Raw genomic sequence first — 13,259 nt, 5'->3', positions numbered from 1 at the left:
CTGGTGGGGCTAATGTCGTCTCCGATACAATCCGACGAATTGACGCGAATTCTCACTTGGACTGTCGAAAGTGCCAACAGTAGTCGTTCCGTGGCGATTTCAGAGAACGGAAATATGGAGAGGACTTTTAATGGTGCGTCAGTTTCTTCACGGGCTTTGACTTCTGAAGAAACTGATAGGGTCTTTGCTGCCGCAGAGGAACTGATAGCCGTATTTCCAAGCCTTCTAAAGTTTCAAGGACCGGAGGTTTCTGAAGCATCGGGTCTGCGTAATCTAGGCGCAAGTAGGCAGTCCGAACCCATTAGAACTACGCTTAAGTTAACGAACGGGGAAATAGAGGTTATAGCTACATTTCACAATTACCCAGCCCTGACAGCGCTGACAAAGGACGCTCAACACTCAAACGCGCTTCGTCAGGCAAATCACGTGCTGGGGCGACTACTAGTCGACTGACAACCTCGCCCCAATTTGATTTATGCCCTGCCACACATGGAGTGCGCGGTGTTCCTCTATCCAGATGCCTGCGCGGTTTGACATATCGTGTACCTTTTCCCGAAACCGCCTCTGATATTGCTAGGTTTTCCGGGTTAACTAATGCGCGCTTCACGCTCTGCTTCCAACGCCAGAGCAATCAACCGATTACGTTCAGCCCAAAGCGCTGTGTTTGCTTCCGAGATACGCCCACGTCCTTCGGGCGTCTTTGCCCCAGTGGACTGACCACCGTGCAGGCGACACTGGGAACGCTCTGTAATGGGGCGTCAAGGAATACGCCGTCCTTGTCCTGGCTCCGCAAACTTTGAGTTCGCTTGTCATGTTGTATCTCCTATCTGGACGAGGGCATAGGCGGGTAGCGGACTGACTAACCAAGCAACCGCAAAGTTTTGACATTTGCAAACGCTCGCTTGGAGGTCACCGGGCATAGCAATGTCGACTTCTATCGATTGTTGTCGAGATGTTTCCGAAATTCTGCAAGATCACCCTTTGTGCGTTTCATAATGGCCAGTTGATCAGGCCCAATAATGTGTCCGAAGACCTCGCTGACGCGAACAATTGCTTGGTCCCTAAAAGTGCGGCCGGCCTGGGTCAGATAGACCAGCTTCCCGCGCCTGTCTTCGGGATCAGGGCGTACGGTGATGTAGCCCCGGTCCTGAAGCACCTTTAGGGAATGTGTCATAGTGTTTTTCGTCACCTGCATCGCGGATGCGATGCGCACAGGTGGTTTTCCATCGCCAAGGCGAGCAAGATGGTTCAATATCGAGAAGTGTGACGGATGCACCCCATGGGGCAAGGTCTTGGCCAGTATCGTGGTCGACAACTGGTTGATGATCCCAATTTCGGTAAAGAACCCGAACACCTCAGCTGCGATCTCGTTGTCTTTTTTCACGAATTCCCAATCTTGCCTTCTATTGGCCAACGCGGGCTGAAGGCCACATTCGGACCGTAACCGATCCTCGCAAGCATTTGAACCGTTCCGCCGTTGGGTGCCAAACGAGCATGTGTTGTTTCATACTGCGTCGACATTTCAGGATACTCCTGCAAAGCTTGACTCAAGGGCTGGAAGCCCAGGCTCTCCGCAGTGCACGCCAGATTGATCCTAAGCCAATCAGCGCCAGCGCCAATCTGGTCGCGGCGCGTATTTCCAGGTGTCACCATCCAAAGGTGGCCCATGGCGGTTTCGGTGTTTTCCGTCACGGCCTTAAGACCTTGTTTGAAACCGGTGGATGTCGGATCTAATAGTGCTTCGCGAGTCATGACTCCGACAAGCGCAAGAGCTTCGAAGAATACGCCGCTAAAATCAATTCCGTCTGGGTTGGCATTTACTTCGGCCTTTCCAATGCGCATAAGATCTACGCTTTCCTTATATGTACGAGGTATCTCGATCTCGACCGTCAGGGCTTCGGTTGTGAGTTGCCTCCAGAAGGCAACTTCTTCAGGATCAATCGATCCGCCAATCTGTGAGTGGCTTGCGACGGATAGAATCCGGGACAAAGCCTCGGACTGAACAGGCCGCCCCAGATCATAGGGTTCTTTGTTGGAGCGCCGGTCCTGCACGTGTGCAAAGAGCGGGTCGATCACCGTTGCGGTCTCTCTGAACTTCACGAAGGCAATAGGTCGCTGGTCAAGGCCGGTTTGGTCTTCACCTTCGGGGAACAACGTCATGTCGACGTCGTATCCGTCTGCATTGGCAGCCATCCGCATAAGTTCGAGGAAACAACCCAGGCCAATGGTAAGTTGGCGATCAAACGGATCGGTGTACGGTAACTGCTTATCCGTATCGAAGAAGATGGTCGCTTCGTCATCGCCCTTCAACGAAACAATCCACGGTTGGCGGTTGTGAGGGTTTGGCGCTAGTATTGCATATGAAAGAGCGTTCATTCTTGGGTCGGAATAGGTTCCCGCTTGCGACCAGGGCGCAAGTGCTGAAGTTGGCGTTCGGGTCGTTGCGAAGGTCGTCACGCCGCCTGCCGCCAAAATGACTCCGCCACCCGCAAGTTTTAGAAAGTTTCTTCGGTTCACTGTAGTCTCCTAAAGTTCGATGTCGTACCATGTAGTACGATGTCGAACTAGTCAAGTAGTCGTGGCTGCATTTGAACGAGTGCTTCGAACAAACCGTCGCCAGATCAAGTAAGCGGACGGAAAGCAGCGACCGGCCCTTTGCGGACGTTGTTACGGGTTCGTTACGCTGCGGAGCAGCTTCCCCAAACCAGACTTGTGCAGCTGCGAATACTGCTGACGCAGAATGCACTCGCAAATAAGTAAGTTTACGCGATGGTGCCTGGAAGACTCCAGATGACGGCTACGCGTTAACAACACACCTAGAGTGCTGTGCCCCTTGTCCGACATAATGGATTGGTTTGATCGCTATAGGCGCAGTATTTCCGATCACTCAGCGATTTAGTTGGGCATGCCTGAACATCCAGAAGCTTCTTGAGCAAACGGCTATGAAGTCTGACCAACCCTAAGTTCCGCTGGAAGCTCAACCTTGTTCGCGGCCGCATTATTGTCCGCAGACTGAAGCAACCATTGCGCGGCGGCCTGACCGATGTCGAACCTTGGCGTTACGGTCGTCGTAATAAGCCTCGGCAGGGCGGACAGGAAACTCAATCCGTTGAACCCCGCCAACGCCACATCGCCGGGCGTCGACAGGCCTTCGGCGAGGCAGTGCATCAATCCGCCCGCAGCGAGGTCATCATTCGCAAAATAGATCGCTTGTGCCGGGCTATCTTGTTGCAAAAGCTGATGCGTCGCACGACGCCCCACATCCATCGAGGACGCACCCTCAAAGGTTTCGCACGCCACGATTTGCGCGCCAGCCTCTCGCACAATCCCGGCGAAGGCCTCGAACCTTTTGGTTGCGCGCAGGTCAAGCCCGCCTTGGCTGCCGACATACGCGAATGTCCGGTAGCCGCGTTCTATCAGGTGCTTGGCCATATCCTCGCCAGCTTTGACATGAGAGAAGCCGAAGCAGGCAGAAATCGGGTCGCCGTCCGTGTCCATAATCTCAGCCACCCGGACACCGGTCTGGGCCACAATCTTTCGCAGGGCCTCGGTGTGCTCAAGGCCCGGGAGAATCAGTCCGCGCGGACGCCATGACAACAGGTCGAACACAAGATCTTCCTCGACCTCCGGAGCATATTCAGAGACGCCGAAAACCGGTCTCAGGCCGCTTTCATCAAGGGTTGCGTTTATGCCCGACAGCACTTCGGTAAAGACCCGGTTCTGCATCGTGGGCACCACCACGCCGACAATCGGATTGTCGTAGGTCGCATTTCCACCGGCCAATCTGTTGTGGACATAACCAATCTCTCGTGCGGCCCCAATTACCTGATTTCTCACGTCTTTTGATATGTAGCCTTTTCCACGCATTACGCGTGAGACCGTCATCTGGCTAACACCCGCCACCCGTGCCACGTCATGCATGGTCGGTTGCGGCTTCTCTGAAATTGACGTTCGCCGTTTGACCATTTTCCAACTCTTTCTCACGACGCGCTTGACGTATGTTTACATAAACATCTACGGTAAGCGCAATGTGTTTACGTAAACATACGAGCGCAGAAATACCGACACAGTCCGGCGGTAAACCCGCTAGGGAGGAAATATGAAAAATCTGCTTTTGAGCTCCGCCATCGCCATCGCGTCCACCAGCGTCGCCTATGCCAACACATATCGCCCAGAGTGCTTTGTGCCCGCGCCCGGCACATCCACGATCTCGTACGATGCCAAAGAAAAACCCTACCGCTTGGCCTTCGTGAACGGATTTGCTGGGAACGACTGGCGAATTCAGGCTATCCAGTCTGCTAAAGCATGGGCAAAGCGGCCCGAAAACGCCGATATGATCGAAGAATTCACTGTTGTGTCCGTGGGCAACGATAGCGCCGCGCAGATTGCCGCGATCGACAACTTTATCGCGGCAGGCTACGACGCCATCACCTTTATCGCTGTGAACCCAACAGCTTTTGAGCCGGTCATCCGGCGGGCCGAGCGTGCCGGAACGGTGCTTGTGCCCTTCGACAACGTCCTCGATACCGACAAGGTGGTGCAGATCAACGAAAGCCAGATGGCGCTGGGTGCGCTGAAGGCGCAGACGGTGATGGACATCCTCGGTGGCGAGGCGGGCAGGGTCCTCATGGTGAATGGTCTGCCCGGCAACGCTACCGACCGGGATCGTCGTCTTGGCATGATGAGCGTGCTTGAAGACGTCGATGGACTTGAGATAGTCGAAGTCGTTGGCAACTGGGACACGGGCACCAGCCAGAAGGTCGTCGCGGACGCGCTGGCCACCCATGGAGAGTTCGACGCCGTCGTATCGCAACACGGGTCTGCTGGTACGATCAACGCAATGCAGGCCGCCGGTCACCCGATCGTACCCATGGGTGTCGACGGCGAGAACGGTGTGCGCATGCTTATGGAAGAGCTGGATATTCCAGGTGTTTCCGCAAGCCAGGCACCAGCAATGTCTGCCATCGCGTTAGAGGCTGCCGTGGCGCTGCTGCAAGGCAATGAACTGCCGCAGACCGTCTTCTTGCCCATCCCTCAGGTGAACGCCGATGCGTTGGCGGCGGATGTGAACTACTTCCCTGATCTCCCAAAGTCTTTCAACACCGGCACAGGATTTGTTGAATGTTTCGAACCTTTCAGCCCCGAAGAGCTGCTAGGCCAATCGCCTGACAATACTTGATTTAGATAAGACCTAGCCTGACACCACTCACAAAGGCGGCGCGCAAATCAAGGTGCGCCGTCGCAATTTTCCGGGTTAACGATATGTCTGAACTCAACCCGCCTCTTTTAGAGATGCGGAAAGTTTCCAAGAACTTTGGGGCCACCAAGGCCCTTGATGATGTCGATTTCATTTGCAACGCTGGCGAAGTGCATGCGGTCCTTGGCGAGAACGGCGCAGGAAAATCAACGCTGATGAAGCTTATCGCGGGGGCATTGCAACCGACCCAAGGTCAAATTTGTCTGGATGGTCAGGATGTACAGCTATCATCACCGCAGGATGCATTGCAGCACGGGTTGGTCTGTATGTTTCAAGAGTTGTCGCTGGTGCCTGACCTTACGGTACGGGAAAACCTTCTTCTCGGCGCGCCCGATGCCGGAATTGGATGGCTGCGCGGAACCGGCTTTGATACGGCGCGCACTGTCCTTGAACGCATTGGTGGAGCGGACATCCGCATGGGCGCGCGGGTGGCTGATCTGACGCTTCCACAGCGTCAACAGGTCGAGATTGCCAAGGCGCTGATGAAAAAGCCAAGGCTGCTGATCCTGGATGAGGCGACATCCGCGCTCGGCGCCTCGGTCGTCGAAAGCGTGTTTGACCTCGTGCGCGAGGAGCGCGACGGCGGCACTGCTGTACTCTTTATTTCGCACCGTTTTCACGAGATCGAAGCGCTGGCGGACCGTATTTCCGTCTTTCGCAACGGTCGGCGGGTCGAAACCTTTGAGAAGGGCGACCACGACTATGGTGAGATCATCGACATGATGGTCGGCCAGAAGATCGAAGAGCTCTTTCCTGATAAACCGCCAACCGACGATGACGCGGGCATCGTCCTCGATATCCGGGACTTTAACTGGGAAGGTTGGGTCCAGAACGTCAGTCTCGCAGTTCGCCGTGGACAGATTGTCGGCCTCGGTGGGCTTGACGGTCAGGGACAGGGGGCGTTTCTGATGGGGCTTTTTGGTCTTTTGCGAAAGACCACCGGAGAAACCGCGATCTCGGGCCAGGTGGCTAGGATCAAAGACCCGAAAACCGCCAAGCAGAAGGATATCGCGCTTGCCTACATCCCAGAGGATCGTAAGACTGAAGGCCTGATCCTCGATCAGAGCATCCGCGAAAATCTGGAACTGGCGGCCCTCGGTCGCGCTGACCTTGATGCCACCGATGAGTCGCTTTACTCGGGATCGATCGGTCAGCTTGCGCTCAAGCATGGGGGGCTTGGCCTGCCTGTGTCGTCGCTTTCGGGGGGCAATCAGCAAAAAGTCGTTTTGTCGAAGTGGCTGGCGATTAAACCTCGGTGTCTGTTGCTGGCCGACCCGACCCGCGGGATCGACGTCAAGACTAAGACACAGATCTACTCTATTCTTCGTCAACTGGCCGATCAGGGTACGGCAATCCTGCTGCTCAGCACCGACTACGAGGAACTGATCCAGCTTTGCGATGAAACGCACGTCTTCTTCGACGGTGAAGTCGTCGCGTCATTCAGCGGCGATGATCTGACCCCACAGAACATCATCGCAGCGACACTGAATGTCACACAGCAACCGCGCGCCGCCGATGCTTGATTATATGAGATCGAACCGCCGCGAGGTGATTGCGGGCGTGGTGCTTATCGTCCTTCTGGCGGCCTATATTGGCACGCACCCGCGCGGCGCATCAACCTACGTGATGACAATCTGGGTCAACCAGTGCCTGATCCTAGGACTTGCTGCCTGCGCACAGTTCTTTGCCGTTGTTGTCCGGGGGATCGACCTCTCGGTGGGTGCTGTCATGGCGCTGACCAACTGCCTCGCTTCTTATCTGCTGGACGGTTCAGTGCTGGGCATTGCGGCAGGGATGGTGGCAGTCGTCGCTGCCGGGGCCCTGTGCGGGTTGCTCAACGGAGTGATCATTGTCTATGGCCGCATTCAGCCGATTGTCGTGACCCTTGCCACGGCTTCCATTTTCGTTGGCGTAGCACTTTTGCTGCGACCAACACCGGGTGGTGCGATCAACTACGACCTTGCTGATGCGCTCACGCTGGACGTGCTTGGCATCCCTACTTCGCTCATCATCACTGGCGTTGCGATCCTGGGGTTCTGGCTGCCGTTTCGACGCACGGGGCTTGGTCTCGGCCTATATGCGGTTGGATCGTCTGAGCAAGCTGCCTTTCAGTCGGGCATCAATACAAAACTCATTCGTCTTGCGGCTTTCACACTGGCGGGAACCTTTGGAGGACTTGCAGGTCTCTACTACAGCTTCGTTACCACCACGGGGGATGCCGGTATCGCGCCGGGCTTTACCCTGAATTCCATCGCAGCGGTGGTTCTTGGCGGTGTGCTTCTGCGCGGCGGGGTTGGTTCACTGATCGGGGCTTTGGCGGGCGCTTTTATTTTGAAGACAATCGCGTCGCTAATGTTTTTCTCGGGTATCCCGTCGCTTGCGCAGCCCCTCTTCGAGGGCCTGATCCTTGCCGCGGCCATTGCCATAGGCGGTGCTGAGGTGCTGCGTGCGCGAAACAAGTTGGAGGCGTTTTCCTGATGCTGCGTCATGTCTCTGTCGACGGCTTGATGCCCTATATCGGCGTTTTCATTCTGATTTTTGCAGGGAGCGCGTTTTTCCCGCAGGTGCTAAGCGTGGATTACCTGACCCAACAGTTGCAGATCGCCGCCTTTTTGGGGCTGCTCGCCACAGGTGCGACGATCGTCATTCTGCTGGGTCACATCGACCTCTCGGTGCCGTGGGTACTTACGGGTGCTGCGATCCTTTCGACAGCGTTCGTCGGCTCCGGTAACCCCGTGCTTGGAGCGCTCGCGATTCCGGCAGCCCTCGCCTTTGGCGCGCTGATCGGGATGATCAATGCGGCGGGTGTGGCGATCCTGCGCATTCCGTCGATGGTCTGGACTCTGGCGATGAATTCGATGCTGCTGGGGTTGGCAGTTCTGAACACCGGCGGTTTCAACCCGAGGGGTGAATCGAGCGAACTGATGATCACTATGGCTTCGGGTGATCTACTTGGGTTGCCCGTCAGCTTTCTGATCTGGATCGTGATATCACTCGCGCTGACTTGGCTCCTGACGCGCACGCCATTCGGGCGTTATCTGCGCTCTATCGGCTATAACGAGAAGGCAACGTTCCTGTCGGGTGTGTCCACACCTTCGGTGCTCTTTGCAGCCTTCGCGATCGCGGGCATGTGTTCGGCGCTTGGTGGCGTCATGCTGGCGGGCTATGCCAACCAAGCGTATCAGAGCATGGGCGATCCGTTTCTCTTACCGACGATTGCTGCGGTCGTAATAGGCGGCACCTCGATCTTGGGTGGTCGCGGTGGGCTTTTTGGCACGATTGGCGGGGCGCTTTTTATTACGCTGCTGACATCCATCCTGTCGGTGATGCAGATCGGGGATGCCTGGCGCAACATCATTTTTGGGGTCATCATCTTGGTGATGCTCTTGTTTCAGACTTTACGAAAAGGAGCGCCAACATGACAGAACTCCGTTTCATCACCGTCGACCCGCGCTTTGACGATTTCGTCGATACAGAACGCGTACCCGAGCAGATCGCCGATGGCTGTATCTGGACGGAAGGTCCGGTCTGGCTGGACGACGCGCTTTACTTCAACGACATTCCAAACAAACGGATGATGCGCTGGACGGAAAAGGCAGGCGCATCAGTCGCGCTGGCAAAAAGCGAATTTGCCAATGGCAATACGCTGGATGGCGAAGGCCGGATAGTGTCCTGCGAACATGGCGGGCGCAGGGTGATCCGCAGACTTGACCCCCATGACGCCGACGCAGTTGAGGTCATTGCGGACAGTTTCAATGGCAAACGGCTCAACTCACCCAACGATGTAGTCGTGCGGTCGGATGGCAGTGTCTGGTTTACCGATCCGCCCTACGGCATCAATTCCGATGTCGAAGGCTACCCAGCAGAGAGCGAACTTGCAGGTTGCTACGTCTTCTGCACCAAGCCGGACGGGGCACTGCATGCGGTGGCGACGGATTTCGACAAACCCAACGGCTTGGCGTTCTCCCCCGATGAAAGCCGCCTTTATGTCGCCGATTCCGGTGCGATCCGGGGGGCGAGCTTTCCCGGCATCGATTACGACCTGCCGCATCATATTCGGATTTTCGATGTAAACGGGATGACGCTCTCTAACCCTCGTGTCTTTGCCGTTGTTGCCCCCGGCGTGCCGGATGGGTTCCGAGTGGATCACGAAGGGTATGTCTGGACTTCGGCGCTGGACGGCATTCACTGCTTATCGCCGGAAGGGGCTTTGATCGGAAAAATTGTCCTGCCACAGCAGACATCAAACATCTGTTTTGGCGGCGCGGCCGGCCAGACGATGTTCATCACGTCTTCGGACAAAGTTTACCGAGTGGAGAGCAGTCGACGCGACGCCGTCCACATTCTGAAAGACCGCGAAAGGAGCGCATCATGAGCATGAACATCGCCGTCTTCGGGCTTGGTTCCATGGGGTACGGCATGGCGCAGTCTTGCCTGCAGGCAGGAATGAATGTGCATGGTTTCGATTTGGTCCCCGACCGGGTCGCGCGCTTCGTCGAAGAGGGTGGCACGACTGGCACCTTTGCCGAAGTTGCATCGTCGCTTGATGCGGTCGTCGTGGTTGTCCTGAATGCGGCGCAGGTCGAGCATGTCTTATTCGGCGACGATGGTGCGGTTGCGCATTTGCACCAGGGCGCGGTGGTGAAGGCCTGTGCAACAGTGCCGCCAGAATTCGCCAAAGAGATGGAGCGACGCTGCGCAGAACGGGGCATCCACTACCTCGATGCGCCGATATCGGGTGGCTCGGTCAAGGCCGCGATAGGTCAGCTTGGCATCATGGCCTCTGGGTCTGCATCCGCCTTTGCGGCAGCCGAGCCCATTTTGGAGGCAACCGCAGAGACCGTATTTAGGCTGGGTGACACAGCAGGCGCCGGGTCGGCGATGAAGGCCGTAAATCAGTTACTTGCGGGTGTGCACATCGCCACCATGGCCGAGGCGGTGACCTTTGGCATGACCCAGGGGATTGATCCAAACACCGTCCTAGAGGTGATCAGCAAATGCGCTGGGACGTCTTGGATGCTGGAAAATCGCGCGCCACATGTCATATCGGGCGACTACACACCGCACAGCCAGGTGAACATCTGGCCGAAGGATCTGGGCATTGTGCTGGAGGCAGCGCAGGCAGCGGGCTTTGATGCCCCCATCACTGAAACGGCACTTGCGCGTTATAGAGAGGCCGTAGAAATGGGGTTGGGCGGCGAAGACGACGCAGCGGTCGCCAAGGTCTACGCTGCGCAAGCCGACCTCACCCTGCCAGGGACAGAATCATGAAGCTTGGATGCATAGGCGACGATTTTACCGGGTCCAGTGACCTTGCCAACACACTCGCAAAGCAGGGCATGCGCGTGGTGCAATATTCCGGCATCCCGTCCCGCGATGCCGATGCCGGTGTGGAAGCGGGCGTTGTGTCTCTGAAGTCCCGTTCGATCGATCCGGTAGAGGCAGTGGCACAGTCGCTCAGGGCGCTTAAATGGCTGCGCGCGCAGGGCTGCTCGCAATTCTTCTTTAAATACTGCTCGACTTTCGATTCAACGCCAGCAGGGAATATCGGACCTGTGGCCGACGCGCTAGCCGAGGCACTTGGGGCGGATCGCGTCATTGTCTGTCCTGCCTTTCCCGGCACGGGGCGGTCGGTGTTTCAGGGCTGTCTGTTTGTGAACGACCGACTTCTGAATGAATCGGGCATGGAAAATCACCCGCTGACGCCGATGACCGACGCCGACCTGCGCCGTTGGTTGGCAATGCAAAGCACGTTCCCGGTTGGGCATGTGCCCGCGCAGGTCGTCTTCGACGGTGCTGGCGCTATCAAGGGCGCGCTTGACGCGGAACACGCAGCGGGCAAACGGCACATTGTTGTCGATGCGATCCGCGACGAAGACCTGATGGAAATCGGAGCCGCCGCGCAAGACCTCAAGCTCATCACTGGTGGGTCAGGTGTCGCCCTTGGTCTGCCTCGGAACTTCGGCTGTTCACCCTGCACGCCAGATTGGCAGGGCCAGACGGGTCCCCTGCTTGTGCTGTCGGGGTCTTGTTCAAAGGCGACGCGCGCGCAGGTGGCCCGACATGTCACATCTCACCCGGCCCGTGAAATTCTGGCCGAAGATGTAATCGAAGCCCGCATCACACCCGCTGGCATGCTGGAATGGGCGCTGGGCGCGGGCAGTCTTCCGCTTTTATATAGCTCTTCTGACCCAGACGTGGTCCGGGCGGTCCAGGACCGTTTTGGCCGCGAAGAAGCGGCGAATGCGATCGAAAACTTCTTCGCTGATCTGGCGCAGTGCGCTGTCGCGGCGGGGGTGACTCGGATCATTGTTGCGGGCGGAGAAACTTCGGGTTCCGTCGTCGAAGCGCTGCAGATTGAAGACCTGACCATTGGGCCAGAGATCGACCCAGGCGTACCGGCCTTGCGTGCGGCCCCCAATCTTGTCTTTGCCCTCAAATCCGGGAATTTCGGCACAGAGGATTTCTTTAGTAAAGCCGCAGGAGTTCTTGGACCATGAGCGATACCAAGCTACGCGACGAAATGTGTCGGCTGGCGGCGTCGCTGTTTGACCGTGGTCTCACGCACGGCTCCACCGGGAACATCTCATCGCGCACTGAGGACGGCGGCCTTCTGGTGTCGCCAACAGGCACGAGCTTTGGTCGGCTTGATCCTGAGCGTCTCAGCCGGTTCGATGCCAATGGTCGCCTGATAGATGGCGCCCCCCCCACCAAGGAAATGCCGCTTCACACAGCGTTCTACGACACACGCAACACTGCCGGGGCAGTTGTTCATTTGCATTCCTGCCATTCCGTTGCGCTGTCGCTTTTACCGGACGCCGATGAAGACAGCTTCCTGCCGCCGCTCACACCCTATGCGGTCATGCAGCTGGGGCGCGTCAAGCTTTTGCCGTTCTTCGTCCCGGGCGATCCTGGGATGGGCGAGGCGGTCCGTGGTCTAGCCGGAAAGCGTGCGGCCGTGATGCTTGCCAACCACGGCCCAGTGGTCGCGGGAAAATCGGTCGAGGCGGCCTGCAACGCGATCGAAGAACTTGAGGCGACGGCGCGTCTTGCGCTGATGATGCGTGGACTTCCGGCGCGCGCGCTGTCGTCCGAGCAGATTTCGCAAGTTGTGACCAAGTTTGATGTGGAGTGGGATGTATGACCGCGTTTTCGGCCAATCTGGGATTTCTTTGGGTCGACCGGCCTTTGCCGGACGCCATTCGCGCGGCGAAGGCCGCCGGGTTTGACGCGGTGGAATGCCATTGGCCTTACGAGACCCCCGCAGAACAGGTGAAGGCGGCGCTCGACCAAACCGGCCTGCCGATGCTGGGCCTAAACACAATCCGCGGCAATCCGGGTGAAAACGGCCTTGCGGCGTTGACAGGCCGCGAGGTCGAGGCGCGTGCCGCCATTGATCAGGCAGTTCGCTACGCCGATGCGGTGGACGCAGGTGCAATTCACGTCATGGCTGGTTTTGGAACTGGTCCAAAGGCGCGCACTACGTTTGAGGAGAACCTGAAATATGCGACATCCCAGACAGATCGCACGATCCTGATCGAACCTCTGAACAGACATGATGCCCCGGGATACTTCCTGCAGACCACTGACCAGGCGCGTGCGATCATTGAAACCGTCGGAGCGCCCAACCTGCGTCTGATGTTCGACTGCTACCATGTCGGCCGGACCGAAGGCGATATCATGACACGCCTGAGTGAGTTGCTGCCGCTGATCGGCCACATCCAATTTGCGTCGGTTCCTGACCGAGGCGCACCAGATCGTGGCGAACTGAACTACGCCGAGATCTTTTCCCACATCGCCACTCTCGGCTGGCGAGCGCCCCTGGGGGCTGAATTCAAGCCTCGTGAGAATGAAGAGTTTACTGACTGGCTCAATGTATTCCGTTCAGGCGGTGAGGTGTTTGCTTAAGCTGTATCACGCAATTCTACCTGACCCCAACCTTCAATGTCGGTTTGACGCTATCTGGCATAACTTGGGTTTAATATATGAACTGCGATGTTTT

The 13,259-nt window shown here is 57.1% G+C and carries 13 protein-coding genes; 9 read left to right on the top strand and 4 right to left on the bottom strand.

Going from position 1 to position 13,259, the window contains the following annotated elements; genetic code table 11:
• Positions 1–587 precede the first annotated feature (587 nt).
• From Q1B13_RS27005 to Q1B13_RS08510, 4 genes are all read right to left on the bottom strand, one after another.
• Positions 588–752, bottom strand: a complete 165-nt coding sequence (locus Q1B13_RS27005; RefSeq protein ID WP_366871031.1) for an HGGxSTG domain-containing protein — start codon at positions 750–752, stop codon at positions 588–590.
• Positions 753–934: 182 nt separating this feature from the next.
• Positions 935–1,384, bottom strand: coding sequence for a MarR family transcriptional regulator (locus tag Q1B13_RS08520; protein WP_299079467.1), 450 nt, complete (start codon positions 1,382–1,384; stop codon positions 935–937).
• Positions 1,381–2,517 (bottom strand): twin-arginine translocation pathway signal protein, encoded by a 1,137-nt coding sequence (locus Q1B13_RS08515; protein WP_299079465.1) that lies wholly within the window; start codon positions 2,515–2,517, stop codon positions 1,381–1,383. Before Q1B13_RS08515 ends, Q1B13_RS08520 begins: the two co-directional genes overlap by 4 nt.
• 423 nt (positions 2,518–2,940) lie before the next feature.
• A complete protein-coding gene (locus Q1B13_RS08510; protein ID WP_299079462.1) occupies positions 2,941–3,966 on the bottom strand; it encodes a LacI family DNA-binding transcriptional regulator in 1,026 nt (341 codons plus the stop codon).
• A 133-nt stretch (positions 3,967–4,099) separates the two neighbouring features.
• Between Q1B13_RS08510 and Q1B13_RS08505 the strand changes: the two genes are divergently transcribed.
• The 9 genes from Q1B13_RS08505 (at position 4,100) to Q1B13_RS08465 (ending at position 13,165) form a co-directional block, all read left to right on the top strand.
• Positions 4,100–5,179, top strand: coding sequence for a sugar ABC transporter substrate-binding protein (locus tag Q1B13_RS08505; RefSeq protein WP_299079459.1), 1,080 nt, complete (start codon positions 4,100–4,102; stop codon positions 5,177–5,179).
• A gap of 83 nt (positions 5,180–5,262) precedes the next feature.
• A complete protein-coding gene (locus Q1B13_RS08500) occupies positions 5,263–6,780 on the top strand; it encodes a sugar ABC transporter ATP-binding protein (RefSeq protein ID WP_299079456.1) in 1,518 nt (505 codons plus the stop codon).
• Positions 6,746–7,735 (top strand): ABC transporter permease, encoded by a 990-nt coding sequence (locus Q1B13_RS08495; RefSeq protein WP_299079453.1) that lies wholly within the window; start codon positions 6,746–6,748, stop codon positions 7,733–7,735. Before Q1B13_RS08500 ends, Q1B13_RS08495 begins: the two co-directional genes overlap by 35 nt.
• Positions 7,735–8,679: an ABC transporter permease gene (locus Q1B13_RS08490; protein WP_299079450.1), complete on the top strand. Its 945-nt coding sequence runs from the start codon at positions 7,735–7,737 to the stop codon at positions 8,677–8,679. The genes Q1B13_RS08495 and Q1B13_RS08490 overlap by 1 nt, the downstream gene beginning before the upstream one ends.
• Positions 8,676–9,632 (top strand): SMP-30/gluconolactonase/LRE family protein, encoded by a 957-nt coding sequence (locus tag Q1B13_RS08485; protein WP_299079447.1) that lies wholly within the window; start codon positions 8,676–8,678, stop codon positions 9,630–9,632. The genes Q1B13_RS08490 and Q1B13_RS08485 overlap by 4 nt, the downstream gene beginning before the upstream one ends.
• The gene (gene ltnD / locus Q1B13_RS08480) at positions 9,629–10,528 is read left to right on the top strand and encodes an L-threonate dehydrogenase (protein WP_299079444.1); all 900 of its coding nucleotides are present in this window, start codon (positions 9,629–9,631) and stop codon (positions 10,526–10,528) included. The genes Q1B13_RS08485 and ltnD overlap by 4 nt, the downstream gene beginning before the upstream one ends.
• A complete protein-coding gene (gene otnK / locus Q1B13_RS08475; RefSeq protein WP_299079441.1) occupies positions 10,525–11,757 on the top strand; it encodes a 3-oxo-tetronate kinase in 1,233 nt (410 codons plus the stop codon). The genes ltnD and otnK overlap by 4 nt, the downstream gene beginning before the upstream one ends.
• Positions 11,754–12,401, top strand: coding sequence for an aldolase (locus Q1B13_RS08470; RefSeq protein WP_299079439.1), 648 nt, complete (start codon positions 11,754–11,756; stop codon positions 12,399–12,401). Before otnK ends, Q1B13_RS08470 begins: the two co-directional genes overlap by 4 nt.
• The gene (locus Q1B13_RS08465; protein WP_299079436.1) at positions 12,398–13,165 is read left to right on the top strand and encodes a TIM barrel protein; all 768 of its coding nucleotides are present in this window, start codon (positions 12,398–12,400) and stop codon (positions 13,163–13,165) included. The genes Q1B13_RS08470 and Q1B13_RS08465 overlap by 4 nt, the downstream gene beginning before the upstream one ends.
• Positions 13,166–13,259 lie beyond the last annotated feature (94 nt).

The sequence above is a fragment of the uncultured Ruegeria sp. genome, from assembly GCF_947489545.1.
GTDB lineage: Bacteria > Pseudomonadota > Alphaproteobacteria > Rhodobacterales > Rhodobacteraceae > Ruegeria.
The sequence above is the reverse complement of the archived record's forward strand: the minus strand, read 5'-3'. Positions and strand labels throughout refer to the sequence as shown.

Bases quoted from the DNA above. Each gene is read 5' to 3' on its own strand.
- Q1B13_RS08510 (WP_299079462.1), bottom strand. From the start codon at position 3,966: ATGGTCAAACGGCGAACGTCAATTTCAGAGAAGCCGCAACCGACCATG.
- Q1B13_RS08505 (WP_299079459.1), top strand. From the start codon at position 4,100: ATGAAAAATCTGCTTTTGAGCTCCGCCATCGCCATCGCGTCCACCAGC.
- Q1B13_RS08500 (WP_299079456.1), top strand. From the start codon at position 5,263: ATGTCTGAACTCAACCCGCCTCTTTTAGAGATGCGGAAAGTTTCCAAG.
- Q1B13_RS08495 (WP_299079453.1), top strand. From the start codon at position 6,746: ATGTCACACAGCAACCGCGCGCCGCCGATGCTTGATTATATGAGATCG.
- Q1B13_RS08490 (WP_299079450.1), top strand. From the start codon at position 7,735: ATGCTGCGTCATGTCTCTGTCGACGGCTTGATGCCCTATATCGGCGTT.
- Q1B13_RS08485 (WP_299079447.1), top strand. From the start codon at position 8,676: ATGACAGAACTCCGTTTCATCACCGTCGACCCGCGCTTTGACGATTTC.
- ltnD (WP_299079444.1), top strand. From the start codon at position 9,629: ATGAGCATGAACATCGCCGTCTTCGGGCTTGGTTCCATGGGGTACGGC.
- otnK (WP_299079441.1), top strand. From the start codon at position 10,525: ATGAAGCTTGGATGCATAGGCGACGATTTTACCGGGTCCAGTGACCTT.
- Q1B13_RS08470 (WP_299079439.1), top strand. From the start codon at position 11,754: ATGAGCGATACCAAGCTACGCGACGAAATGTGTCGGCTGGCGGCGTCG.
- Q1B13_RS08465 (WP_299079436.1), top strand. From the start codon at position 12,398: ATGACCGCGTTTTCGGCCAATCTGGGATTTCTTTGGGTCGACCGGCCT.